Source organism: Desulfobulbaceae bacterium, from assembly GCA_013792005.1.
GTDB lineage: Bacteria > Desulfobacterota > Desulfobulbia > Desulfobulbales > VMSU01 > VMSU01.
In genome coordinates this window covers 1-25,766 of the sequence record VMSU01000028.1, presented here as the reverse complement: position 1 = coordinate 25,766, position 25,766 = coordinate 1, and the positions used below count along the sequence as shown (strand labels likewise).

The 25,766-nt window shown below is 52.3% G+C and carries 20 protein-coding genes and 1 tRNA gene; 5 read left to right on the top strand and 16 right to left on the bottom strand.

Annotation, left to right across the window (positions count from 1 at the left end):
- Nucleotides 1-11: 11 nt before the first annotated feature.
- Together dsrB and FP815_01455 are read left to right on the top strand one after the other, a co-directional pair.
- Nucleotides 12-1,088 carry a dissimilatory-type sulfite reductase subunit beta gene (gene dsrB / locus FP815_01460; protein MBA3013605.1) on the top strand — a complete coding sequence of 359 codons (1,077 nt, stop codon included), beginning with the start codon at nucleotides 12-14 and terminating at the stop codon, nucleotides 1,086-1,088.
- Nucleotides 1,089-1,102: 14 nt separating this feature from the next.
- Nucleotides 1,103-2,845, top strand: coding sequence for an FAD-dependent oxidoreductase (locus FP815_01455; GenBank protein MBA3013604.1), 1,743 nt, complete (start codon nucleotides 1,103-1,105; stop codon nucleotides 2,843-2,845).
- A 161-nt stretch (nucleotides 2,846-3,006) separates the two neighbouring features.
- Here FP815_01455 and FP815_01450 read toward each other — a convergent pair whose 3' ends face one another.
- From FP815_01450 to FP815_01400, 11 genes are all read right to left on the bottom strand, one after another.
- Nucleotides 3,007-3,222, bottom strand: a complete 216-nt coding sequence (locus tag FP815_01450) for a DUF2892 domain-containing protein (GenBank protein ID MBA3013603.1) — start codon at nucleotides 3,220-3,222, stop codon at nucleotides 3,007-3,009.
- Nucleotides 3,219-3,560 carry a helix-turn-helix transcriptional regulator gene (locus tag FP815_01445; protein ID MBA3013602.1) on the bottom strand — a complete coding sequence of 114 codons (342 nt, stop codon included), beginning with the start codon at nucleotides 3,558-3,560 and terminating at the stop codon, nucleotides 3,219-3,221. The genes FP815_01450 and FP815_01445 overlap by 4 nt, the downstream gene beginning before the upstream one ends.
- 335 nt (nucleotides 3,561-3,895) lie before the next feature.
- Entirely contained in the window at nucleotides 3,896-4,405 is a 510-nt protein-coding gene (locus tag FP815_01440) for a TlpA family protein disulfide reductase (GenBank protein ID MBA3013601.1), read from the bottom strand.
- A gap of 50 nt (nucleotides 4,406-4,455) precedes the next feature.
- Nucleotides 4,456-5,106 (bottom strand): disulfide bond formation protein DsbA, encoded by a 651-nt coding sequence (locus FP815_01435; GenBank protein MBA3013600.1) that lies wholly within the window; start codon nucleotides 5,104-5,106, stop codon nucleotides 4,456-4,458.
- Nucleotides 5,103-5,543 (bottom strand): disulfide bond formation protein B, encoded by a 441-nt coding sequence (locus FP815_01430; protein ID MBA3013599.1) that lies wholly within the window; start codon nucleotides 5,541-5,543, stop codon nucleotides 5,103-5,105. Before FP815_01430 ends, FP815_01435 begins: the two co-directional genes overlap by 4 nt.
- A gap of 213 nt (nucleotides 5,544-5,756) precedes the next feature.
- A complete protein-coding gene (locus FP815_01425) occupies nucleotides 5,757-9,428 on the bottom strand; it encodes an AAA family ATPase (protein ID MBA3013598.1) in 3,672 nt (1,223 codons plus the stop codon).
- A complete protein-coding gene (sbcD, locus tag FP815_01420; protein ID MBA3013597.1) occupies nucleotides 9,385-10,650 on the bottom strand; it encodes an exonuclease subunit SbcD in 1,266 nt (421 codons plus the stop codon). Before sbcD ends, FP815_01425 begins: the two co-directional genes overlap by 44 nt.
- A 109-nt stretch (nucleotides 10,651-10,759) precedes the next feature.
- Nucleotides 10,760-10,847, bottom strand: a tRNA-Ser gene (locus FP815_01415).
- An 88-nt stretch (nucleotides 10,848-10,935) separates the two neighbouring features.
- The gene (locus tag FP815_01410) at nucleotides 10,936-11,130 is read right to left on the bottom strand and encodes a ferredoxin (protein ID MBA3013596.1); all 195 of its coding nucleotides are present in this window, start codon (nucleotides 11,128-11,130) and stop codon (nucleotides 10,936-10,938) included.
- 148 nt (nucleotides 11,131-11,278) lie between these two features.
- On the bottom strand, nucleotides 11,279-12,241 hold the full coding sequence (locus FP815_01405) for a DUF438 domain-containing protein (GenBank protein MBA3013595.1): 963 nt from the start codon (nucleotides 12,239-12,241) through the stop codon (nucleotides 11,279-11,281).
- A gap of 70 nt (nucleotides 12,242-12,311) precedes the next feature.
- Entirely contained in the window at nucleotides 12,312-12,626 is a 315-nt protein-coding gene (locus tag FP815_01400; protein ID MBA3013594.1) for a cupin, read from the bottom strand.
- Nucleotides 12,627-13,033: 407 nt separating this feature from the next.
- Here FP815_01400 and FP815_01395 point away from each other — a divergent pair, with 407 nt between their 5' ends.
- The 3 genes from FP815_01395 to FP815_01385 all read left to right on the top strand — a co-directional run bounded on the left by FP815_01395 (nucleotide 13,034) and on the right by FP815_01385 (nucleotide 16,607).
- Complete coding sequence (locus FP815_01395; GenBank protein MBA3013593.1) at nucleotides 13,034-13,507, top strand: RNA pyrophosphohydrolase; 474 nt, start codon at nucleotides 13,034-13,036, stop codon at nucleotides 13,505-13,507.
- 31 nt (nucleotides 13,508-13,538) lie between these two features.
- The gene (gene recQ, locus FP815_01390; GenBank protein ID MBA3013592.1) at nucleotides 13,539-15,344 is read left to right on the top strand and encodes a DNA helicase RecQ; all 1,806 of its coding nucleotides are present in this window, start codon (nucleotides 13,539-13,541) and stop codon (nucleotides 15,342-15,344) included.
- A gap of 78 nt (nucleotides 15,345-15,422) precedes the next feature.
- On the top strand, nucleotides 15,423-16,607 hold the full coding sequence (locus tag FP815_01385; protein MBA3013591.1) for an NAD(P)/FAD-dependent oxidoreductase: 1,185 nt from the start codon (nucleotides 15,423-15,425) through the stop codon (nucleotides 16,605-16,607).
- Nucleotides 16,608-17,079: 472 nt separating this feature from the next.
- On the opposite strand, the gene FP815_01380 is transcribed toward FP815_01385, so the two are convergent.
- Genes FP815_01380 through phnD form a run of 5 tightly spaced genes read right to left on the bottom strand, consistent with a single transcriptional unit; the run spans nucleotide 17,080 to nucleotide 25,244 of the window.
- A complete protein-coding gene (locus tag FP815_01380) occupies nucleotides 17,080-18,843 on the bottom strand; it encodes a hypothetical protein (GenBank protein ID MBA3013590.1) in 1,764 nt (587 codons plus the stop codon).
- Nucleotides 18,800-20,239, bottom strand: a complete 1,440-nt coding sequence (locus tag FP815_01375) for a DUF3482 domain-containing protein (GenBank protein ID MBA3013589.1) — start codon at nucleotides 20,237-20,239, stop codon at nucleotides 18,800-18,802. Before FP815_01375 ends, FP815_01380 begins: the two co-directional genes overlap by 44 nt.
- On the bottom strand, nucleotides 20,220-21,830 hold the full coding sequence (locus FP815_01370) for a DUF2868 domain-containing protein (GenBank protein MBA3013588.1): 1,611 nt from the start codon (nucleotides 21,828-21,830) through the stop codon (nucleotides 20,220-20,222). Before FP815_01370 ends, FP815_01375 begins: the two co-directional genes overlap by 20 nt.
- A gap of 59 nt (nucleotides 21,831-21,889) precedes the next feature.
- The gene (locus tag FP815_01365; GenBank protein ID MBA3013587.1) at nucleotides 21,890-24,394 is read right to left on the bottom strand and encodes a PAS domain S-box protein; all 2,505 of its coding nucleotides are present in this window, start codon (nucleotides 24,392-24,394) and stop codon (nucleotides 21,890-21,892) included.
- Complete coding sequence (gene phnD / locus FP815_01360) at nucleotides 24,387-25,244, bottom strand: phosphate/phosphite/phosphonate ABC transporter substrate-binding protein (protein ID MBA3013586.1); 858 nt, start codon at nucleotides 25,242-25,244, stop codon at nucleotides 24,387-24,389. Before phnD ends, FP815_01365 begins: the two co-directional genes overlap by 8 nt.
- Nucleotides 25,245-25,766: the final 522 nt, after the last annotated feature.

Genomic DNA, 25,766 nt, shown 5'->3' with positions numbered 1-25,766 from the left:
TGGAGCACACCATGAGTAGCGAACGAACCTGGAAAACGGTTGAATCAGGACCTTATGACTACCAGGGTGCACTCCATCCGGTAGTCATAAAAAATTACGGTAAATGGAAATATCATCAACTGCTCCGACCAGGTGTGCTTAAACATGTTGCCGAAAATGGAGATGTCCTGTTTACGGTAAGGGCTGGCACACCCCGCCAGGATTCGGTGGATTTGATTCGACGAATTTGTGATATCGCCGACACCTACGCCGATGGCTACCTACGTTTTACTGTGCGCAACAATGTGGAACTGATGACTGCGGACGAGGAAAAGGTGGAGTTGCTAATCAAATCCTTGGAGTCGATCGGTTTGCCGGTGGGAGGAATCGGCCCCTGTGTCTCTAATGTGTCCCATACCCAAGGCTGGCTTCACTGCGACATCCCTGCCACAGATGCCTCTGGTGTGGTCAAATCCATCATGGATAACCTGTATGAAGAGTTCACAAACTGTCAACTGCCAAGCAAGGTGAGAATTTCTACCTCCTGCTGTGCCATCAACTGTGGCGGTCAGGCAGATATTGCCATTGTGGTCAAACATACCCGTCCCCCTCGCATTAACCATGAGGTGATGGCGAACATCTGTGAATTGCCCAAGGTGGTTGCCCGCTGCCCAGTGGCCGCAATTCGACCAACGGTAGTCAATGGCAAGCCATCGCTGAGGGTTGACCATAAAAAATGCATGTACTGCGGGGCTTGTTTCGGTGCCTGCCCGGTCATGGAGATCAACCATCCCGAGCATTCAAAATTCGGGGTCTGGGTTGGTGGCAAGAACTCTAATGCCCGATCGAAGCCGGCCGTGGGCTGCCTGGTCGCTCAGAATCTTCCCAACAATCCACCTCGCTGGCCAGAGGTCAATGCCGTGGTCAGTAAAATCATTGAGGTCTATAAACAGGAAGGGAGGCCTTGGGAGCGATTGGGAGAATGGATCGACCGGGTAGGCTGGAAGCACTTCTTTGCCACCACTGGCCTGATCTTTGAAAAAGACATGATTGATTCGTACCGACACGCCAGAACCACCTTTAACCAATCAGCGCACGTCAGGTTTTAAGGACGGACACACCGATGGCAAACAAACCTATTGACTCCAACCCTATTCTTGATTCCGCCCTCAATTGGCACTATCCCGAATTTGCAGAAGAACACGGGACAGAAAAAGTTGTTGCCTTTGGCGACCATAGCCACAAATGCCCAATCTATGTGCGGAAAATTCCACCCTGTACTGCTAGCTGTCCTGCTGGCAATGACATTCGATCCTGGCTGACCATTGTCCAACAATCACAGCTCAAAAATCGCAGTTGGCGGGAATCATATGAATTAGCATGGCACGAGGCCAGTAAAACCACGCCATTTCCGGCTTCCTGCGGCCGGGTTTGTCCATATCCTTGTGAAAGCCAATGCAATCGCACCCAAAAAAACGATGGCGCAGTCAATATCGCCGCCTTTGAGCGGTGGCTTGGCGACTTCGGCATTAACCATGGCTTGCAGCATAAAAAACTAAGTCCTGAGGTCATGGATAAAAAGATAGCGGTAATCGGGGCCGGGCCGGCTGGACTTAGTTGCGCCTTTCAGCTGGCCCGACGCGGTTATCCGGTAACGGTGTTTGAAGCCTTTGCCCAGCCTGGCGGCATGCTTCGCTATGGAATCCCCGCCTTTCGACTGCCGCCTGCCATTTTGGACGCAGAAATTGACGCCATTACCAGAATGGGTGTTGAGATTGTCTGTAACACCACCATTGGCAAAGATATTGAGTGGGAAAGGCTTAGGGCAAATTACGACGCTATTTTTGTCGGCATCGGAGCCCATAAGGGGGTTGAGCTGGAAGGCAATTGGGACAACGCCCCCAATGTCTTGAGCGGGGTAGCGTTCTTGAATCAGGTCAACTCTGGCAAGACCATTGATATAGGCGACAGAGTAGTGATCATTGGCGGTGGGAATACCGCCATTACTGCCGCACGTGTTGCACGACGACTAGAAGCTCAAGTGACATTACTGTACCGGAGAACACGTGCTGAAATGCCCACCCTTGACAAGGAAATCGATGCTGCGTTGATAGAAGAAATTGATATCCGGTATCTGGTCGCTCCTCTCGGAATTCGATCTGAGAACGGCAAAGGTGTTGCCGTCAAGTGTCAAAGGATGAAGCTTGATGAACTGGATAACAGTGGACGGCGGATGGTCATTCCAGTGGCAAAGTCTGAGTTCGAAGTGCCATGCACAGCTGTCATCTACGCCATCAGCCAACGTCCAGATTGGAGTGGCATTCAGCTTGATCCTGTCAAGAATGGTTGGCTTATGCCTGATGAAGACTGGTCTGTCGGCGCAGGGGTGTACGCTGGTGGTGACGTCATCAGCCTGGAACTGGTGACCACAGCCATTGGCCATGGCAGAATGGCTGCTGAGCGGATTGATGCCAAATTCAAAGGTAAGGGGTTCCGATTTTTCGCGGATAGACAAATCGCAACCCCTGATACACTGCGCTTGGAATATTATCCCGAACTCAAACGCAACGAATGTAACTGGTTACCAGTTGGTCAGCGGTGTTCAAGTGGGCTTGAGTCGGAGGCAGAATTAGGTATAACCGAAGAACAGTTTCAGGCTGAATCCATACGATGCATGAGTTGCGGACTCTGTTTTGAGTGCCGACAATGTTTGATATTCTGTCCTCAATCGGCAATCTTAGCATTCCCGCAAAATCCAACGGGTGAAGTGATGTATACCAACTACAACCAATGTGTCGGGTGTCATATTTGTTCTCAGGCCTGCCCATGCGGCTACATTCAGATGGGAATGGGAAAAGAACTCTAACAGTGAAAATCATGGATAAAAATTTGATCGACCATACCCAGGAGACCATTGATCGATCTCTGGATATGGTCGGAAAAAGGCTGGCATAAACAGTCCCTAAGGAGTCAAAATTGCTCATCCTGTACCTTTCGGCTCTGCTTGAGGAGCAGGGTGAACGCAACTTATTTCGTCCGTTTCTCCGGCACTCCCAAGGCCTTAAGGATAAGGGCCATGGGACAGAACTTGCTCAGCCCGAACTGAAAGAGATTAGCGCCGACAAAGGCTGTGACCCATAACCAATAGGTGCTATGGAAGAGAGGACTGGCCTGAACGCCTAAGGCCAGACTGAGGAGAATGAAGGTTCCTGCAATAGTGTGAATCCAATCGGTGACAATCATGACTTATTCCTCATTGGGTTGGATTTTTGAGATTTAACTGTTTCGTTGTCTATTAAAGAACGACAATAGAGGCGTCGCAAAGTACCGATCATCTCTGTGACCTTGGGTGAGGCGATAGAGTAACGGACAAAATTTGCCTGCTTATCGGTGACCACTAGTCCTTGATGGTGCAGCCGCTGAAGGTGCTGGGAGACATTGGCAAACGAGGTGGTCAACTGATCATGGATCTCACCAACCGTCTGACCGCCATCGACCAGGAGACAGAGGATCTTCAACCGGATCGGATGACCAATCGATTTCATAATCTTAGCGAGCGACGCCACTGTACTGTTGTGCATTCTCTGCCCTGCTCTATCCTTTCCAGGCAAATTAGTATTCAATTTTTTTCTAACATACCAGGTTGTCGTTTCCGGTCAAGAAGAAAATAAAGTGGTGACTATACGCGGTTGTAAGGGTTTTATGGGGTTTTACTGATCCCGCTATGCCAGGGGACCCAAAAGGGGCACAAGTGATCGAGACCGGCATTTCTGGAATACCGGACGACAAGAAAACGCGCTAGTGTCGCTGCGGCAACCTACCTATCAGAGGGGAAATATCTCCGGGCGGAGGACAACATCAAAAATTCCCAGGAGATACATCATCAGGCCATTCCGGGTCATCCATCACTCTACAGTCACTGATTGACATATTTCATCAGCATCTGTTTAACACCGGTGGAATCCCACTGCACCGGACCAAGGAATTTCTCTCGCAACACACCTTTTTTATCAATGATATAGGTTTCAGGCACCCCGGTCAGTCCGTATGCCAGTCCAGCCTTGTTGTCCGGATCAACCAGGACTGGAAAGGTCATACCAAACTTGGTGGCCAATTCATCCGCAACGACAGGGTTATCCTTATAAAGGATGGATAGCATCGTAAACTTATCGGCAGGCATAGAGGTGTATAGAGTCTGCATGGATGGAATCTCCTCTCGGCACGGAGGGCACCAGGTGGCCCAGAAATTCACGAAGACCACCTGGCCCTTGAGATCATCCAGGTTCCAGGTCTTGCCCTGTCGATCCACCAAGGTAAAATCCGGGGCCAGTTTGCCTACTTCAGCCAGCTTTGGCCGTTGCCCGCAGGCAGAAATAAGCATCATAGTACAGCACAAGGCCATGAGGGTGATCGCAATTTTTTTCATGATATCGTTATTTCCTTAAAAAAATAAGCCGGGATGAAGGGTGTTTTTGTTCATTTATTGGTCTGCATTTCAGCAGCAACCAAGTCCCTCAGTTGCTGCTCTCCAAAACTGGTCAACGGTTTCCCGTTGACAAAAAATCCAGGGGTTTTGCGAACATTAAGCGTTTTTGCATCTGCGAGATCCTGCTCAATCATCCGCACGATGGCGGGATCGTTCATCTCCGTTTTAATCTTTTCGAGATCAAGGCCAATATTGCCGAGGAACTGCCACACCAAATGCGGTTGGGGGTTATGATGGCTTGCCCAATAATGCTGCGATTGATACATGGCTTCCAGCGTTTCCCAATACTTCCCCTGTCTTCTCGCCGCTTCAAGTATCTTGACAAAATAGTCGGCGCCATCATGAAAAGGGGCATATCGCATAACAAGTTTAATCTTGCCAGGATAGGCTGCCATCAGATTTTTGACAATCGGATAAAAAGCGTTGCAGGTTTCACAGGCGGGGTCGAAAAACTCCACCAGATAGACCGTTGCCTCTTCGTCACCCAGAGTTTGAGCATGTTCCCTGACAAAGAGTGCGGCGTTCTCCTGGGCCAGAAAACCAAATTTTTTCTCCTGTTGGATGGTATAAAAATACGAACCAAAGGCAAACAAAAGAACGAGGACGGCGCTTGAACAGACGATCAACACGTGTTTTTTCATAAAGAGATTCTCCTTTTTAGGATCAAGAGCAACGCTGTTAGAATTGAAAACCCGATAAGCGCAAGCATTGGGATTGTCAGAAAACCAAACAGGTCGATGTAGCCCTCTGAGCAGGAAACTCCTTGAGTGCACGGCTTGAGGCTTTCCGGGATGATTTTATAATAGAGAAGATTTTGGTACAACGCAATCAAACACCCTGTGCTAGTCAACGGCAGAGCGTACTTGACCACATTGCTATCAAAGGGGAAAAGCCCTGTCAAAAAAATAAACAGCAGGGGGAAAAGGCAAATTCTTTGGTACCAGCACAAACTGCACGGCGCAAACTCCATGACCTCACTAAAAAACAGACTGCCTGCTATCGAGGCCGCGGCAATGAGCCAACAAAGAAAAAGAAGATTCCAGTTGGAAATGATTTTTTCGTCTAAAAAGCGATTCATTGTTTTAGATCTCCGAACATGAGTCATGGCACAAGATAATACCTCTTCTGCAGGCACGTAAGGTGGCGGAACATGTCCGAGGATTTTTCTTGCAGGGACTCAAACCAAGGGCCTGATAATCTCGTCAATAAACCATAGACTGGCAAAAGATTGTACAACTACCACCATGAACCGCCTTTAAATCGGCAGAGATAATCCCCCAGAAAGAAAAAATCAACCGACAACACTGAGATTACTATAGCCGCCTGCCAGCCTCCTCAGCCTGATCTGCACCGGAATCCGCTCCTTCAAGGCATCAACATGAGAGATGACCCCGATGGTCTTGCCGGTCTCGTGCAGGGCAGACAGAGCGGACAGGGCTGTTTCAAGGGTCTCGGTATCGAGAGTGCCAAACCCTTCATCAAGGAACAAAGAATCGATTCGGCTCTGTCCCGAAAGCCTGGCCAAGCCAAGAGCCAAGGCCAGACTGACCAAAAATTCCTCGCCACCGGACAAGGTGCCGGTTGGGCGAATGGCATCGGCCTGGTAAGTATCGATAATTTCCAGGCCAAGCTCTTCATCTTGATGACGACGCAGCAGATAACGGTCGCTGAGCCGAACCAACTGACGGTTGGCAAGATGAATCAGATGATCAAGTGTCAACCCCTGGGCAAAGCGCCTGAATTTTTTGCCATCTGCAGAACCGATCATATCACTTAACAGCTGCCAGTGCCGCTGTTCCCGGCGCTGATTATCAATCAGGGCTGAACGTTCACGGTGTTCAGCCATAAGTTTATCCTGACGGCGAATAGTCTCACTCAAGGCACCTAGCTCCTGCTGCAGCTGAGACAGTGACTCCCCTGCCTTTGCAATAGTGATTTGCAAGACCTCCAGATTAATCCCTGCTGCCTTCTCGCCAAGACCGTGCCGTTGGGCGCGGGCCTCTCGCAGCCGGTCGTCCAGGCGCTGTCGGCGAAGAACAAAACCATCGCGCACACCTCGTAATGACTGCAACTCAGCCTCTGGCAGAAGGGCCTGACGCAACGTCGTCAAGTCAGCAAAACCTGAGGTGTGCAGGCGTTGATCAAGTGCCTGTCCGAAACGTTGCGACTCCTCTGCCATCCGCTCCATCTGCTGGATATTTTCTGTAAACGCCCCAAGCGCCGCAGCAGCGTGAGTTGTAAGCTCGGAGATGATCCGGTCACTCTCCTTGATTCGCGCGGCATACGCCGACCAGGCTTCGGTCAGCTGCCGCCTGGCAGCTGCCACCGTTTCACTGCCCAGGACCGCAACCCGTTGGACGGTTAAAGCCTCAATGGTGGTTGTAACTTCAGTCACTGCGGCCAGATCCTGTTCCCTGCGAGCACGAAGCCCCTCCTCTTGCGTTGCCAGCACGGAAAGAATTTGCTTGACCTCAAGGGCCTGGCTCTCAATGACACTCCGATCCTGCCGGGCCTGATCGAATCGCTGCCACCGCTGATGTAAAAGTTCGGCTGTGGCCTCCTCCTGCCCTGGAGCGGGCAAGGTAATTCCGTAAATCGCGAGCCTCCCTTCAAGCTCCAAACCCAGTGCTTTTCCACGCGCACAGAGTTCCTGATCCTCTTCCTGAAAGCGTTGCACAGCTGTGCCCTGATCTTGAATCAAGGCAAGCAATTTTTCCAGCTCACCTACCACTGCAGATTCAGCCTTCTCGCCAACCAGCAGCTGTTGAATAAGCCCATCCCGTTCTGCCTGAATCGTGCGCGCTTCAAGCAACCGTTGCTGCTGCAAAGCAATAGCCTTGACCACATCCGTTTTGATTTCAGCTGTCAGATGGGCCGCAGTGAGATCAACCTCAGCCCTCTCCCGGACCAGCCTAGCCCGCAGTTGATCATGCGAAACGATAAGAGCAGCAATCTCATGTTCCAGAGTCTTTGCCAGTTCGGAAAGCTCCTGCATCCGGCCATCAAGGGTTGCCAGGTTGGCAAGCAGCGCAGCTACCTTCTTCCGCTGGGCTGTAACGGCCACCCTGTTCTCATCCATGGCCGGGGCTCCTTCCTGCCATGGATGACTCACCGCCCCACAGAGCGGACAGGGGTGACCATCGGCCAAACACCTTCGGTCGGCCTCATATTTTGCGACTTGGGCGGCGAGACGCTGCTTCTCTTCCATCAACAACAAAATCTGCTCAGCCTGACTCTGATCCATGACTAGCTGTTGCCGCCTGATCCCATCGGAACCAAGCCCCTCAATGATACCCTTTTTACGTTCTTCCTTTACTCTCCTCTCCGCGACCAACTTCTGATACTCTGCTTCCAAAACCAGCACACTCTCAAGCCCTGATAAGCGCTGTCGATTTGCGGACAGTGCGCTTTCAAGATCCTCCCAGGAGCCCCCATGCAGGGTCTCGGCCAACCGATCCTCACATTGGACAAGACGGTTTCTGATGGCCGTAATCTCAAGACCGGCGGCAGCCTGTCGTACGCGTAAGCCGTCAATCTCCTTTTGTTGACGGGCGATGCCGGCACTGAGCCGCTCCTGCTCCCGACGATTAGCGGCATATCGCTGTCTGCCCCCGGAAAGTTCACGCAGGGTAGCGGCAATTATCCCGATATCGTGAGCGAGTCCGGCATCGGCGGCGCTCCCGCTCAGGATGGCGTTAATGGTTTGAAGACGGATAAGACTTTCGGCCAAGGCGTCACGGTGTTTTTTGGCATCTGCCTGAAGGGTGGACATGGTGGCATCAGCAACGGCAACAGCCTGTTGCTTAGAAATCCGGGTCACGCCATGAATACGGATCTGTTCATCCATCATTTCCGCCGTACGAATTGCCTCCTCCCGAACTGTTGCAGTTTGAGTAAATCGCTCAACCTCCTGATCAAGAACCAGCCGACCTTGACGAGCTTCCTCCTCACTCTTGTGCAACGCCTCACTTTGCCCGGAAAGCTTAAGCGATTCGGCACGAAGGCGGTCTAGTCGCTCAGCTAAGGCATCCAGTGCCCGCACATCAGAAAACAGAGGCAGGGCCAGTTCCGCCTGAGCCAATCGATCAAGAGAAGCCGTAGCTTCAGTCTGCTCGGCATTCACAACAACCAAGGACTGCTCAGCTTCATTAATTGCGGCCATGAGATCCTGATAACGAATCGCGGTTGCCGCCTGATCCCGCTGCTCAGCGATGGCTGAGGTTGCCGTGATAATTTCAGTCTCTATCGTAACCTTGCGCTCTCTCAGTTCCACCAACTGTTCCGAAGGCATGACATTGAGATGGGCATTGACGGCGATCATCTCATCGAGCCGCTGACGTTCCTCGCGAGCCCGACTAAACGCCTGAACCGAGATCAATGAATAGAGACGGGTGCCAGTCATCCGCTCAAGAAGTTCGGCCCGCTCATTGTCCTTGGCTTTGAGGAATGAGGCAAAACTACCCTGAGCCAGCAGCACCGACCGGGTGAACCGGGAAAAATCAAGACCAGTGAGGGACTCAACCCGCTCGACCACCTGACGAACCTGCTCCTCGACAATCCGTTCTTCACCCTCCGGACTGATCTCAACCAACTCCATGGCAGTAGGCTGGAGATTGCCCTCAGCCCGGCCACGAGCCTTGCGCCGAGACCACCGGGAGCGATACCGGCCCTGCTCTACCGTGAACTCAACCTCGGCAAAACACTCGCCGGTATTTCTGGTCAACAGCTCTGCGCTGCTGCCAGGGGGCAGCCGAGGGGTCTGACCGTAGAGGGCCACACAGATGGCATCAAGAATGGTGGTCTTCCCCGCTCCTGTCGGACCGGTGATGGCAAAGATTCCGGCATCGGCCAACGGCTGCGCGTCAAAATCGAGACGAAATTCACCACGCAGAGAGTTAAGATTCTTCAGGGTGAGGGCGTTAATCTTCATCAACCGCGCCCTCCATCGCCACAGTGGCCGCATCAACCACCTGCCGGTAGCGGGCTACCACCGCTTCGCGCTCCTCCCCCGTCAACTCCTCGACCAAGTCAAGGCGTCGGGCAAAGACCTCCTGGGGCGTTAACACGGACAACAGTTCCGTCGACTCATCACCGCCATCCATCAACCGAGGCAACAGACGTTGATAATTACGTGTCGCCAAGACATCACAAGCCTTGCCCGCGGCCAGTTCAGCCACCCTCTCCTGAACCCCGGCGCCTAAAATATCGGTCTCCAGTTGAATTTCAAGCCAGAGCAAATCTTCCGTGCCGTCCCTCCCGGCAAAGAAGGTCTCGATCACAGGCCAATCGCCGCGCAGAATCTTCATTGGCTGCCATAGTGGCACTGGAATCTCAGTAATATCGGGCGATTTCATCCGGTCATCAAAATGGAGCAGGGTCACAGTTTTTTTGCTTCCCGCCTCGGAAAAACTCAAAGGGATTGGTGACCCGGAGTAACGGATCGGATCTGGACCGGCAACTGTTTGCGGTTTATGAAGGTGCCCTAAGGCCAGGTAGTCGAATCCGGCGGCAATCGAGAAAGCCGAGATCCCACCCAAGGTACCGACAGAGACCTCGCGTTCGCCATCAGACACCTCGCCACCAGCCGCAAATAGATGGCCGGTAGCAATCAGTGGCAAGCCATCAGCCCTGCCACTAAGTTGTGCAATCCTCTCCCGCGCCAACGAGCAGGCCTGGGCATAATGAGCAGCCACACCTTGAAGATAGGCACGATTCTTATCTGCATACGATTCCCCGGCATGGGCCCTGCGCATATCCCGCTCCCGCAGAAATGGGACCGCTGCCACCATGCCGCAGGGATTGCCATCAGGGTCGTGAAGGAGAATAAGGTCGTTGGCCGGCTGCTCCAGGTCAGGACTGCCGACCACATGAACATTAAAGACCTTGAGCAACTCACGAGGGGCGTGAAGACTGGCGGCAGAGTCGTGATTACCGCCAATAATCACCGCCTGACGGCAGGACGTATCACTGACTAAACGGCGGAGAAAATCGTAATACAGGGTAAGGGCATAATTGGACGGGGCAACGGTATCGAAAATGTCCCCGGCAATGATCAGGGCATCGATCTGGTGGGTAGTAAGGAGCGCAAGCAGCCAATCCAAAAATTGGCTGTGTTCGTAGCGTCTGTCCTGGTGAAAGAGATTGTGGCCGAGATGCCAGTCTGAGGTATGAAGGACGCGAAGCATGATGGTGTCACACAAGCAACGAAAAGAGGAAGCTACGGAAAAGAGAAATGATTACAGCGAAACTTACGTCTCGGACTGATATCGAGCCAGGGGTCAAGGCCATCAACGATGGCGGAGAAGGAGGGATTCGAACCCTCGGACCCCGGAGGGTCAACGGTTTTCGAGACCGCCCCATTCGGCCACTCTGGCACCTCTCCGCACTGAATGACTTATCACTTGGTAACTAACGTCCAACAACTCGACGGACGGGAGTTGCACCTGCAGTCAGAACGAAGACAAATGAAATCATCGTTCTTCCCAGACAATACAATCTGCAGGACAGATCTTAATCGCCTCATCCACGCACTCATCAGGATATTCGGCCAGATCAACGACCTCAATCAGGAATGTTGCCTGATTCATACGAAAAGCCTCCGGACAAACAGCCAAACACCCCTCACACTGAGTACAGAGGCCAATATCAATCACTGGAATTTTCATGCTCTCCCCAAGGAATAAACCAGTTGCCGTTTAAGGGGAAAAATCCTCCTAGCCCTTTGCCCTGGCCGCTCAAGAACATAGACTGGAAATTGCAATTCCGCAACTTAAAACCTAGTCTTCTTTACCCGGACCAGGACTCCCCCACCCGTTAATCGAGCAGACGCTTCTGGCCGGTCAGTTTCTGGATGGCCCCGATCTCCTGGGTAACCTCAAGCACCCCAAGGTATTTACCCTCATCGTCGTACACCGGGAAATAACGGATAAGCACCTTCTCACCCTTGAAATCGATCCAGAATTCAGCCTTGTCCAAGGTCTTATTTTTAAAACCGGAGACAATTATTTTCACCGTGTCCACGCTCTTTTCCGGGTGACATTTCTCCACCTGGCGACCGATAACCGAGCGCGTTCGCGGGAAGATCTTCACCTTATCCAACCGATTAAAATACGCTACCGAATCAGTGGCATCGACAAAGGTCACCTCAAAGGGCATTGCCTCCATGATCGCGTCAAGCTGCTTATAGGACAAGCCTTCAATCAATTTCTTGGCGCCCTGTCCACCCTTTTCAAGCTCATCCACCATGGCTTGGAACTGAACAAATGCCTGGTCACCATAAGTCTCCCGATTGATGTGGGCGAACTCGGCCATCAGTGAGGTGTTATCAGCATCACTCAGCGCCCTCCTGCCCATGGGGTACAGAACATCATTCTCCTTCCAAATATGATCGGCCCTGACCTTCAGGTACTCCAAGCCCTCCTCCTTGAATTGAAGCCGCTCGGCAAAGGTAAGTTCGGCAAAGGTAGGGAGTATCGCCTGCATCCCGGCCAAAAGAACCCGCTCCGCCTCATGTTCCTGGAGCATTACCCCAAGCGGCCCACCCTGGACCGGCACCCCGTGCCTTTCCATCAACGGAAAGAGACACTTCTCTTCTTTGGTATTATGAATCTTGTCCCCAAACTGAAGCAGGAAATCAATGGCCCGTCCAAGCTGGACAATATTTACCTCGACACTCAACTCAATGGCGTCAAGACATTGCTTGAGGATAGCCATACTCCGTTCAATCAGCTCATGCTCAGCGATCAAATAATCATCCCAACGGCTAAAATTCTCCATGGCGCTCTCCTTATATCCCTAATTTTCCTATTTCTCTCTCTCGGGTAAGCATGACACTAAAGATCTGAAATCAGATCGGCGGGGCGATGGTTACGATAATCCGCATATTAGTTTTGGCTTTGACCCCATGAGGGTCGCTGATATCAGAAATCAGCATATCGCCGGCCTTGGCTGGGATCGATGAATTTTCGCCCAAGAATTCTCCCTCTCCTTCAAGGACCACCATGCTGAGCTGCCCCTCGATCTTATGGGAATGAACAGGGAACAATTGACCTGCCCCGATATTGAAATTGATAATTTTGAAGTACTCAGAATCATGGAGCACAAAACTCCTGATCGAAATCGGACTAAATTCATTGGTCTGCCCCAGCTCAATCTTTTTCATGGCTTCCTCCTTTGTCTTGGTCATTTTGATCAATCGTGAAATATCATCAGTAACGTCAGCGTATCAGGTTTGATGATTTGAGTGTATGAAAAAATACAGTGAAAACCATTGACTTAAGTCAACCTGTGACGATAAAGTTGATGGCGTCGCAAAAAGTCCGATCTACTGCGTCCCCGTCCGACACCAGCGGGGATTGAACTGAATTGCGTGGTGGTTTTGTTCGCTTGGCATACCCATAGTACAACCTCTCTCAAAACACACCCCGCACCTTGTATATCGGCCCTTTCGGAGTCTCGCAGGCTCGCTTACCTGCTTAACCAGCGGCTACCTTTTTACGAGATCATCAAAGTTAAAGTCTCCAACTGCCGCCCCAAATACCATCAACCATTTTTTCACAGGCAACTACCATGAGTCAATTTTTTCGAGCCGGAGTGGGCGCGGTAATTGTAAACACCAAAGGAATGGCGCTGGCCCTTGAACGATCAGACACGGTCGGAGCCTGGCAATTCCCGCAAGGGGGCATCGATGACCAAGAAGAACCGATCACTTCAGTGTACAGAGAGATTCAGGAAGAGACAGGCATTACCCCGGATCTGCTGCACCTTATCCGTCCCTACCCGCACCTTCTCTCATACGAACTACCCACGCAATGGCGGTCTCTAAAAATCGGTCGAGGCCAGACCCAGCAGTGGTATCTCTTCCGTTTCCTGCCCGTACACGATGCGATTACCCTGCCCTCTCCCGGGGAATTTATCAACTGGCGCTGGACAACGTTTCCCGAACTCCTGCCGGTAGTGGCAGAGTTCCGCAAACACATCTATCACTGCCTGGCCAGTGAGTTTACCGAAATAAGAGAGCTGCCAAAGGGACATAATCCTTGACGACGCGGGGACTGATTGCTACATTCCCACGATGTTCAATACCCCCCTAGAAAGCCTGAAAGAGGTCTTTGGCTATACCTCGTTCCGCCCGTCACAGCAGGAAATCGTTGACGCCCTTATCAACGGCGAAGACCTCTTTGTGCTGATGCCGACCGGCGGCGGAAAGTCCCTGTGCTATCAACTCCCGGCCCTCCATCGTCCAGGAGTCGCTATTGTCGTCTCCCCACTGATTTCGTTGATGAAGGACCAGGTCGATGCCTTGACAGCGGCCGGAGTCAGAGCGGCCTGTTACAACTCGTCGCTCGGGGCAACCGAGGCACGCCAGGTCTTAGCCCGCCTGCACGAAGGTCAGCTTGACCTGATTTATGTCGCCCCGGAGCGGCTGATGAGTGACTCCTTCCTTGAACGCATCCAGAGCATCGAAGTCGCCTTGATCGCCATCGACGAGGCCCATTGCATCTCCCAGTGGGGACACGATTTTCGGCCGGAGTATCGTCAACTGTCACGGCTTCGCACCATCCTCCCCGGCCCACCGATGATCGCCTTGACCGCCACGGCGGAACCGCACACCCAGAAAGATATCCTTACCGGGCTGAAGTTGACCAACGCCCGGTGTTTCGTCACCGGCTTTGACCGGCCAAATATCCGCTACACAGTGGTCGATAAGCTCAAACCTGCCAATCAGCTCACCGAATTCTTAAAATCAAGACAGGGCGAAGCCGGCATCGTTTACGCCTTGAGCCGCAAACGCGTTGAATCAGTGGCCGCCGACCTGAACAAGGCGGGGATCAAAGCTCAAGCCTATCATGCGGGCTTGAACTCAGCCCGCCGTCAGGATGTCCAGGACGCCTTTCAGCGCGATGAGATTCAGATCGTGGTGGCGACAGTGGCCTTTGGCATGGGCATTGACAAGTCCAATGTCCGCTTCGTGGTTCACTATGACCTACCCAAGAACATCGAAAGTTATTATCAGGAAACCGGTCGAGCCGGACGTGACAGTATGCCGGCCGAGGCCCTGTTGTTGTTTGGCTATGGCGATATTGCCATAGCCCGAAGCCTGATCGAGCACAGCCCCAACCAGGAACGCAAACGGATCGAGAATCAGAAGCTGAACATCATGGTCGGATTTGCTGAAGCCCAAACCTGCCGCCGCCGCATCCTGCTGAGCTATTTCGGCGCAACCATGGACGCTGATTGCGGCAATTGCGATATCTGCTTGAATCCGCCCGAGACCATAGATGTTACTGAAGAGGCCCGCAAGGCCTTGTCATGCGTCTATCGTGTCGGCCAACGCTTCGGCATCGGCCACGTCATTGACGTTCTCCGTGGCTCAAAGAATCAACGAATCCTTCAGCTCGGGCACAACACCCTGTCCACTTACGGAATCGGCACAGACAAACCACAGGAGTTTTGGGGCGCCTTGCTCCGCTACCTGATTCACCACGACTATCTCAAACAAGATCTGGACAACTTCTCGATCCTGACCCTGACCGATGCGGCCCGCCCCTTGCTCAAGGGCGAGATTGCCCTGACCATGCCCAAACCAAGGACACGTCCAGCAAGTGAGGCCAAAAAATCGTCTACCAAGAAACAGACCACGCCACTGATCTACGACCGAGCGCTCTTCGCCCGGCTGCGGGAGTTACGGAAACGACTGGCCGACCAGGAAGGGGTCCCTCCCTTTGTTATCTTCAGTGACGCCACCTTAGCCGAAATGTCTGCCGTCCGGCCTGCCGACCGGGAGGCAATGCTCTTAATCAACGGAGTTGGCCGCCATAAGCTTGAACATTATGGAGACCAATTCCTGCAAGTAATCCACGCTGCATCGGAAAATTGATTAAACCGGTGCGCAAGAGCTGTCTACCGCACCGGGCCATCGACCACTTCCACTCTACTTCAGCCAAGGAGCACCCGGATGACACACCATCTCATTATCGGCAACGGCGTTGCCGGCACCACCGCAGCTGAATCCATCAGACAAAAAGATAACTCCTGCGACATTACCATCATCACCGAGGAGGACCTGCCCTTCTACTTCCGGATCAGACTGCCTGAATACCTTTCAGGCGATGTCACCGAAGAGCGGTTGCTCGCGCAGAAGCCGGAGTGGTATAATGACCAAAGGATTAACCTTATGTCCCGGTGCCGTGTCATCGGCGTTGATCCAATGACGAAAACCGTTACCACCAGTACTAAACAGACACTTACATACGACCGACTGTTGATCGCAACCGGCAGTCACTCGTTTGTCCCGCCCATTCAAGGAGCTAATACGCCAGGAGTATTTACTCTCCGCAACATCAGCGATGCCCGGTCCATTAAGGAACACGCGGCGACAGCTAACAAAGTAGTGGTCATCGGCGGCGGACTCCTTGGTCTTGAGACAGGGCAGGCCCTCCGCAAAATCGGCAAAGAAGTCACGGTGGTAGAATTCTTCCCCCGTCTCCTCCCCCGGCAGCTTGACGACCAAGGGGCATCAAGGCTCAAAGAGATGATGGAGACAAAACTAGGATTTTCCTTCAGACTTGACGCTCAAACCAAAGAGATCATCGGACATGAACGTGTTACCGGGATAGCGCTTAAAGACGGCGAGACCCTGCCTTGCGAGATGGTCATTATCTCGGCAGGGGTCAGGCCAAACCTGGACCTTGCTGTTTCTATGGGACTTACCCATGACAAGGGAATTGTGGTGAACGAACGGATGGAGACCAGCATCAAGGATGTCTTTGCCGCTGGCGATGTCGCCGAATTCGGCGGCCAACCACCAACAGGGATCTGGCCAACCGCCATGCAGCAGGGCAAGGTCGCAGGCATCGTTATGGCTTACGAAACAGCCATCTATTCCGGCACCATTATGGCCAACCGGCTGAAGGTCGCAGGCATTGATCTAGCGGCAATCGGAGACATTGATGCCGACCAGCGCCATGAGAGCCGAATCACCGTTACCGACACCACTTATCGTAAAATCGTCATTGATCAGAATCAGATCATCGGCTGTATCTTGCTAGGCGATACCCGTGACTACGGAAAACTGAATCGCGCCATCACAGACAAAACCGAACTCCATCTGCTGGACCGGGAACTGAGCGAAAGTCTGTAGCAAGTTTGGATTAGCGGGGCATAAGCCAACATTCTGAGCCGAATTAATGTTGATAATCTCGCAAAAAAAATCACGGGATGTCTAAGCAGGTAAGCGAGCCTGCGAGACTCCGAAAGGGCCGACATACAGGTAAGCGAGCGAAGAGAGACTCCGAGGCGCAGGGTGTTTTTGTGAATGAAGCCACACATATGGTATGCTGAATGAGCAAAAAATATGCTGCAACGCATTGATAGGTTCCGAATTTCACACTCTTTATACCCTGGAAGCGCTGTTAAACAGCGCCAACCTGGTGGTTGATTTTCGACGAGCTCATCTGCCTTGAGCTGCGCACGCCGACTATCCCCAAGAACGGTTACTGCCGCCGAACCAATGAAATTCAGCTACCGGAGCCAGGGCAATTGAAGATGCTCCGCAGCTCAAAAGATTACGGAGCATTGCATGGATATTGCTGAAGAGTGCACCAGAGGGATTCCTATTTTGCGTTGACCCAGAAACCCTCACCTCCGTTGATCACGGTAAGGACGTCAAAGCCTTTGCTAGACACATAAGAAGCAAAGGCTGTGGGGTCCATGCTTGGTGAATAGAATGCCCATCTTGAGGAGGCCGGCACCCATTTCCAGACCGAGATATATTTCCCTGGATCGCCAAAATAAGTCGCGACATTGATCGATGCATCGGCGAGGCCGTTGCCCAGCAGATTCCACCCGATTGACATGTTGTATGTCGTCCCGCCGGCATTGATGGTTGCGATATTCAGCAATGAACCCATGACATTTTTACCGGAATAAAGATCCATATTGTCGGGTTCGGTTTGGTCAGGTACACCCCAGTTCGAGACCATGAGATTTGCACCATCTCCGGTGAATACCATTCCCAACCACGGTACGACGCCCGATTGTGGTGGCGAGAGCAACGTGAATTCCGAACCCGAGACCTCACCGGTTGTCGCCACCAGTTGGCCTTTGACATATGGGGACGTAGTGCCCATGGCATCGGTCCATGTCACGATGTACTGAGTTCCGACGTAGGTGGGAACCGGGAGTACCTTGGGTCGGGTTGTGGTAGCTCCAATAACGAAACTGGAGCCCGGTGTTGCGCCGGCTTTCGAAACCAGAATGCCGTAAGCTTCCCAATTGCACCCACCAGCGGCACAGGCATTCGGCAACGTTGTTTCTTCGGTAAAGGTAACCAGGTAATTGGTTCCGTCGAAAGCAAGCGCCAAAGGACTACCGTCGCGGGGAAGACTGCCGGGGTCCACAAGGAAGTTGCTTCCGGAAAGAGTCCCTGCTACTGATGCGCTCGATTTGGTGATGAACTGGCCGTAGATGTCCGACTCGAAACAGTGTGAGCCCGTGCCGTCCGTAAAACACGCACTCTGGTTGCGACCATCGGCCCATACCGTAAGAATATTTTTGCCATCAAAGGCAATGCCCGGATTTCGCTGGCCATGCACGGCGGTGCTGATAGACACGACGGAACCTAGCTTGGCGCCGCCTGGGGTGATGAATTGACCGAATATATCCGCCGTATCTCCGTTGTCGGGCTCACTGTCGCTTTCCCAAACGACAAAATAATTTGCTCCATCAAAGAGCATGCCGCGCGCCATACCCAGGCTTCTATTCGGTGACGTGAAAATATTGAACGGCGCACCGACCAATGCGCCAGATTTGCTTATGAACTGTCCCGCCACTGTATTGGTCGTGATTTCCTCGTATGCAAGCAAATAATTCTGCCCGTCAAACGCAACTATAGGCGAACCTCCGATTGCACTCGTCAATATACGTGAGCCCACAAGCTCCCCGGCCTTAGACACAAGCTGTGCGGTAATGCTTTGGTAAGTGTTGTGACGATCAGGTTCCGGTTTGTCTCCGATGCCTATCAAAAAGTTGGTCCCGTCAAAAGCGACACCGACAGCATCCTCCATCCTTGATGTAGTGGCTATCGGAAACGTTGTTGTAGCCAAAGCAAGAGACGGGAAAAATAAGACTACCAGATACAAGATACAGTTAATGATCGAACGCATGGTTTTCTCCCCTAAAAGAATTTCGACAGCTCGTTCTTGATTCGCATCGTTTTGCATTGTCGCTTCGGAGGGCGGTCCTTCCAATCGCCTGCAGCCGATGATAAGTAATCGTTCTTGAGATCTCGGCAAGGCTCGGGAAAACAGGACCAAGACTCCCCAATAATCCATTTTAAGGGCTACCCACACGAAACAGCGAGGAGCCAGAAATTTCATCCAGAATATCTTCAATCATTCCGGACAAGTTCCGCTTTGCCCGATCCCGCTTATCGTCATCTCCGACCAAGACCGCGCCAAAGAAATCGTTACAAATCTTCTTTTTCTCTTTCTCCCAGGCATTGGTAAAACCCGCTTTGCCGGAGGACCCCTTACCCTGTGCCACAACAGCAGAAGAGTTCCGACGACCATGCGCCCAGTTAATGATCTGTGAATAATAGATTAGCTGCCGATCGAGAAGGATGTAAAGAAATTGAATATTCCGGTTGGGGCCGATCCGTAATTGCTGACCACCCAGTTTTTTTCCCATAACCCTGGTTCGAGCAAGGCTCTCTACTCCTCCAAGCGCGGCATACCCTGCCCCAGACACCCCACCGACAGCCATGAACAGCCCAAGAGAAGTGGCGCCTACCACCAAGTCCAGCGCGCCGCCAAGAGCAGCGCCGCTCATGGCGGCAGCAACGATCAGCCTGCCCTTACTCAACCCCAAAAGCTCCCAGGTCCTCTCCCCAAAGAGATCATCATGGAGGATGGATTGGGGAGGCAAATCATACTGAAAGATGTTGTGCTTAAACAATCGGCGGATCAGTTGCTGGGCCTCCCGTTCGATTGTCGCAAGCTTCTTGATATATTCACCCTTAAGTTGCTCCTGGACTTTCGTCTCGGGAACGTTCTCCGCCAGCGGACGGGCCAGAGTATAGGTGAGACATTGCTCAGCAAGATCGCCAACAATGCCGGCGGCAACGCGATTACGACGCCCCCAGTCCTCCTTAAAGGCCAGGATCACCGTTTCGAGAGCCGGCTGCCAGTCCTGATCAATAGCCTCAAGACTCTTCAGCAGCTCGATTCGCTCGGCATAAGTCGCCTGATGAGAGTTAAACACCCGCACGGCATTAAAGTGCTTACGAAATTCGTTCTTCCACTCATCGAGATAACCGGTGTCATCCTGCTTACAGTTGATAATCGCCATCCGGGGTCGTCCGGTGAGCCTGAGAATTTCCATCTCGGCTCGATCAACATTGCGAAGCGGCCTGGAGCCATCCACCACATAGATGATACCCGCTCCCCGTGTCACTGGCAGCAGCAGTTCACAGTCATCAGCAAATTCTGGATCAGTGGTATGGGTAGCCCTGAACTGTTCGACAAGTGCGGATGACGGACCGTTATACTCCTGCATCCACTGGAGAGTCCGTCGAGGGTTCTGAAAACCTGGGGTATCGGTAAACTGGATGATCGACCGGCCATCTATGGTTACCGTAAAGGTCTGACATTGAATGGTCTCGCCGGGAGTGGCGCTGATCCGGACAGAGTCGTCCTCAGCTAAGGTAGAAACTACTGAAGATTTTCCCTCATTGGGATGGCCGACAATAGCAAATTCAGGCATCATACCGTTCATTATCCTCTATCAGACGTTCGATGCGCAGGTTGGGGTCGCCGAGACTGGCGATCTTCCTTCGCCAAGTCTGCCAGTCGATGTCCTTAACCGGGGTGAAGATTGTGCCAACCGCTGGTTTGCCGATCAGACCGACCCCAATCCGTCCTTGCAACCCGAGGATGGCTCGTATTTCCTGAAGAAAGGCAAGGGTTTCCCGAATGGGAGGATGCCAGGCCTCCTGAAGAATAACAACAGACCAGGGTTCCCCGCTATCCATTCCCCCAGCAATTTGACGAAGAACCTGTTGATCTGCCGCAAGCCCCAAGCCGATTCGATACGATGTCTCCAGCTCAAGACTGAAAACTTGTCGAACCAGTACCCTGAGGCGATCAAGCGAACAGTTATCAAAAACATCATCAGGAATCAGAGCAACCCCGGTCAAGACACGAGTATCATCCATTGAGACCCTGGCGGCAGGACGGTCCGCCTCTTCCACCAAAGCAGGCGTCACGGTACCGTCAAGGCGCACCACCGGACGCTCAAGCCGCTGAAGCAAGCGGTCACAGGCGCTATTATTGAAATCGAGTCGAGCCAATGCCCGATACTGAGCCACTACGCCCACTACCAATAGTAATAACCGGGGGACTAGACCATAACAGCAGAGTGCCAGCAACAGAAACGGCCACCAAGCAACGAGATCGGCGGTGGACAAGTGATAGATGCCGTCCTTGAGGATCATCCGGCTACCTTCGATCTGGGAGAGAGAGGGGGCTGCAATATCCGGCGGCAGCGCCCAGGACCACGGCAGTGAAATATTCCTGACCAGTCGGTGGACTGCCCCGGCGCTTAAATGGAGAGTAGACTGCCAGCCAAAGGCAAGATCGGTGCCGACCACACGCAACCCTGTGCTGGCCAAGCCCCCCAGATTGAATCCTATCCCAAAGGTTTGGACCAGAAAAAAAAGTGGCCAGAAAAAAAGAGTGCCATACACTGTGCCCCTGCCCTTGATCAGCCCGATGACGGCGGAGAATTCTTCCCGCCGATCACCGGACACCCGCTCATCCACCCTCTTCCGGAGCCATCCCATAATCGTAGCCAGCAATGAACGCACCAATGGATAAAGCACCCCGCCAGGCAAGCGCCAGTGCCGTCGCCTCAGCAACAAAAAAAAAGTGGTAATTGCCGCCAACCCGGCCTGAGCCACCACCAGGATGGCAACATAAAATGAGACATTGACCGGCTCAGTCCCGCGATAGCTGAGGAGTGACGTCGCCAACCACCCTCCGGCAACAATGCCACTAACCAGAAACCCACCCATGACAAGCCGCCACACCTGGGAGAAGAGTTCGCCCGGCAAAACCCTCTGCCTGCCAATCTCTTCCTTCTCCATCTGCCGGCGCACCTCCAACCAAAGCCTCACAATCACCCGACGAGACGGCGTTATTCCCTCAACAAACTGTGGCTTAATCCGATGGAGGTAAATTTCACGGTCCTGTTCACGACCATCCGCTGGCGGAACATCCATGGTATCCTCCCGCTCCACACGATGGAGAAAATACTCCAGATCAATCAGGTCTTCGAGGTGCCAACGACTCTTCATCACTCTTCCCATCTCTAAATTTCCACAGTCCTGCTCGAACTTTATCCAGGAGGAGTGATGGATCCGCCAGATTATCCGACACCATGAGAGCAGAGGTCAAGGATAGTAAAAACCAGCGTTTTGACCGCGTGAGGCTTAGAGAGCACGGCGCTATTACCAAGATCATTTAGCGTTCTCTCCATCTCTTGGCCAATCCAACCCGAAGAAAAGAGGATGGGCAGCTCGGGCCGGATCTGACGGATCGCTTCGGCCAGCTCACTGCCGCTCATGCCAGGCATGCGTAGATCGGTGAGCAGGATGGAGTAGGTTGTTGGCTCCTTTTTGAAGACCTCCAGGGCTTCAGCGCCGGAGGTGAACCCTTGGACGGCAAAACCTTCTAGAGCCAAAAGCGCGCTCCAGTTATCGATGTTCAGCGGTTCATCGTCGACAAACAAAATGGTGATTTCAGAGGAACAGAGGAGTGGTCTGGTCATTGGTACAGGAACCGGCTCATCAAAGGATGAGGAAACGGCCGCCACTGCTCTGGCAGTTTTCTTCAGGGACTCCTCCAAGAGAGGAAAGTAAAGGTGGAAGGTGGTGCCCAGCCCAAGCGTGCTCTCGACCGTAATCCCTCCGCCATTAGCGCGCACGATGCCATGGACGATGGCGAGACCTAGTCCAGTGCCACCAGATTTCTCGCGAGTGGTGAAAAAGGGCTCGAACAGCCTCGCCATGATGGCATCATCTATCCCGCAACCATTATCGGCAACAGTGAGCCGTTGATACCTCCCCGGCTTGAGTTGCCCGTCGTAAACCGATACTGCCTGAACATGATCTTCGACGCTGAGGGTAACGGTGATATGGCCGCCCTGCTCCTCCAAAGATTGACAGGCGTTGAGCAGAAGGTTGCTCACCAATTGCCGCATCTCCTGCTCATCGGCAAGAAGTGGCACTGGTTCGGCCTCGAATTGCTGATCCAGGGTTACTTTATCAAACAGTCTGTCTGCCTTGAGTAACTGGACCGTTTCCCGGATCAGTTGCTCAAGAACTACTGTCCCCTTCTCTTCTGAACTCTGGCGGCTGAAACGAAGGATCTGCTGAACAAGCCCTGCTCCTCGTTGTTCACACTCGGTGAGGACAGCAAGAGTCTGGCTCAGAGTTGACGTCATGGGCTCACGACGGGCGATTTCGAGGTTAGCGTTGATAATGTGGAGGACATTATTAAAGTCATGGGCAATGCCGGCAGCCAGGGTCCCCATAGACTCCATCTTGTTTTTGCGGTTAAGCAGTATTTCCGTTTCCTTTCTCTCGGTAATATCAAATTCGATGCCATCCCAGCAGATGGAGCCATTGTCCAGCTTTCTAGGGGCAGAAACCAAATAGGACCAGCGGATTGAACCCTGAGGATCCAGCACCCTTACCTCACTTTTAAAAGTCGTCAGATTCCGAAGGGCCTCTTCTTCCTTCTGCAAGAGGAGACAACAGTCATCCTCGTGCATCCTGCTATAGATCAGATTGGCATCGGCCAGGCCCTGGCTCGGGGTGATACCATAAAAGCGCTGAACGTTGTCGCTGAGATAAGTAAACCGCCTGGTTCCATCACCAAGGGTGATTGATTGATAGATCATCCCAAAGGCCAGATTATTATTGATGGTACGCAGGCGTTCTTCGTTTTCCTGTAACTGGTATTCCGCCTGTTTACGCTCGGTGAGGTCCCGGACGATGGTGACTCGCGCATCCTTGCCTTGCCACTTCATCATCCTGGCCCGTGCTTCACAGGGAACCAGCGAACCGTCACGGTGCATAAGAAAATACTCGTAAAGGCCTTCATAGCCGGCCTGAATATTTGCCATCACCAGCTGACGTGATTGAGGGGCAACAATATCCTGCACCGGCAAAGAAATCAGCTCCGAGACCTGATAGCCCAGGATATCAGCCATTTGTTGATTTACATCAAGAACCTTGCCGTCCTGAACAACGCCAACGCCTTCAAAGGTCGCTTCACTCAATTGCCGAAAGCGTGCCTCGCTCTGCCGTGCCGTCTCCTCGGCCTGACAGCGCACATCAACCTCCTTTTCCAAAGGCTTTATGGCTATACTCTTAAGGAGATACCAGAGCGACAAACCAAGGGCAGTTGCCAGCAGGACAGAAATGATAATGAGCCGCGACATCAGAGTGCGTAAGGTCTTCTCAATGTAGCCAAAATCCTTGACCATCTCCAGCACAAGCAGGGGTTGGTCATCAACTAAAACCTCGTGCCTAACCGAAAGGGGAATCGTAGTCGGCCGCGAATCTCTATACTCGGCCAAAATAAAATGCTGTGGGGTCACCGCCTTCAAAACACGTATCTCACTTTGTTCTGCTGCGAATTGATTCAAAAATAATCGCACCGTGATATAGTCGCGCTTGAGCAGGGCTTCCCGAGACAAGGTCCCAAAGAGTCGCATTTCGTTCCGCGCATGCTGGATAGCCTCTGTCGTCAAAAGTGAGCGCTGATAGGAGAGGATGAGGTAATCAGCGCCCACAAGAAAACCCACCAGTACGATCAATAACGCGCTGATTGCCCGGCCATAACCGATCTTGTTCATCTCACTCATGGTCCTCTACAGCACGATAGATTGCACGCAATCCCTGATAATCCTGATCCGTGGCCGGGACCAAGCCTGTCAAGTTCCCCTGAAGAGCGTTGAGAATGGCCTTGCCCTTGTCACTGGATTTAAGGGCCTGCAAGGCCTTACTGAGTCGTGCAGCCTTTTCGCTCCCCAGACGGTTAGCGGCAACAAAGAGATGTTCCGGCATGGGATCACTGATTGCCAGAGCCCGTAACCCCTCTTTTTCATAAACCTTAAACATCGACTCCCGCATGGCCCCGGCATCGAAGTCGCCGGTAAGCACACCCAAGGCGATATTCTCCTGGTTTTCAATAGATTCGTAACTCCCCAGCGAAGCAACGTTCAATCCTGCCTGCTTCATCATGTAAAGGGCAACATAGTAGCCCATGGTTGAGTCGATTGCACCAAAGGCAAATTTTTTCCCTTTCAGGCTGGTGAGATCATGAAGCAGATCTCCCTTTTTAACGGCAATGACACCATGATACGTTGCTTTGCCATCAATCTCTAAGCAGGCAAGAATCGGTTTGGCACCGAATTGTTCTGTCATTTGCAAATAAGAGATGGGACCCATAAAGGCGATGTCAATATCTTCCTTTCCCATGCGACGGATATGTTCCTGGTAGCTTTTGGCAAGTTCAAGTTCTACCGGGTGTCCCATCTCTCGACTGAGATAATCGACCAGAGGAGAAAATTTCTTAACCAACTTAGTGGCAGACAGGTACGGGTAGAGACCAAACCGTAACGGTCCCGCAGCAATAGCTCTATCGCTTATCAAGGAGAAGAAAATAGTCAGTAGGGAAATGAGAATCAGGGCTGTTCTTTTCATGATGTTCAGCTATGAAGGAAACTTCATCATACTGTTAAATTTTGCATAGGAATCACCCCTCTGTAACTTCAGGGAAAGGAGGTAATTCTGCGGAATTACTGAAAATGGTTTCTGGGACTCGGCATGGCCTGGGGAAATAGCCCAACGTCACTTCAAAATCCGTTTTTCGGCAAATCAAACAATGACGGCCTGAGGAAAACCAAAGAACAATCCACTCACACCACCAAGCGCCAATCCCTACTGTCTCCAGCGGGGAGATTCAGGTATTAACTAATATTCTACCTCCCTATGGAAGTCAATGCCTTCCACAGATCATTGGCTTGACTTGAAACAAATCCTGGACATGATAAAGATGATGGTCTCACAAAAAGTCACGGGATGGCTGAGCAAAAGGGCCGATATACAAGACGCAGTGTGCTTTTGCGAATGAGGCCACACATATGGTGTGCCGAATGAGCAAAAGTACGCCGCAACGCAGTAGATCGGCCTTTTTGCGACGCCATCAAAGATAAAATAACCAGGTAAGTAGGT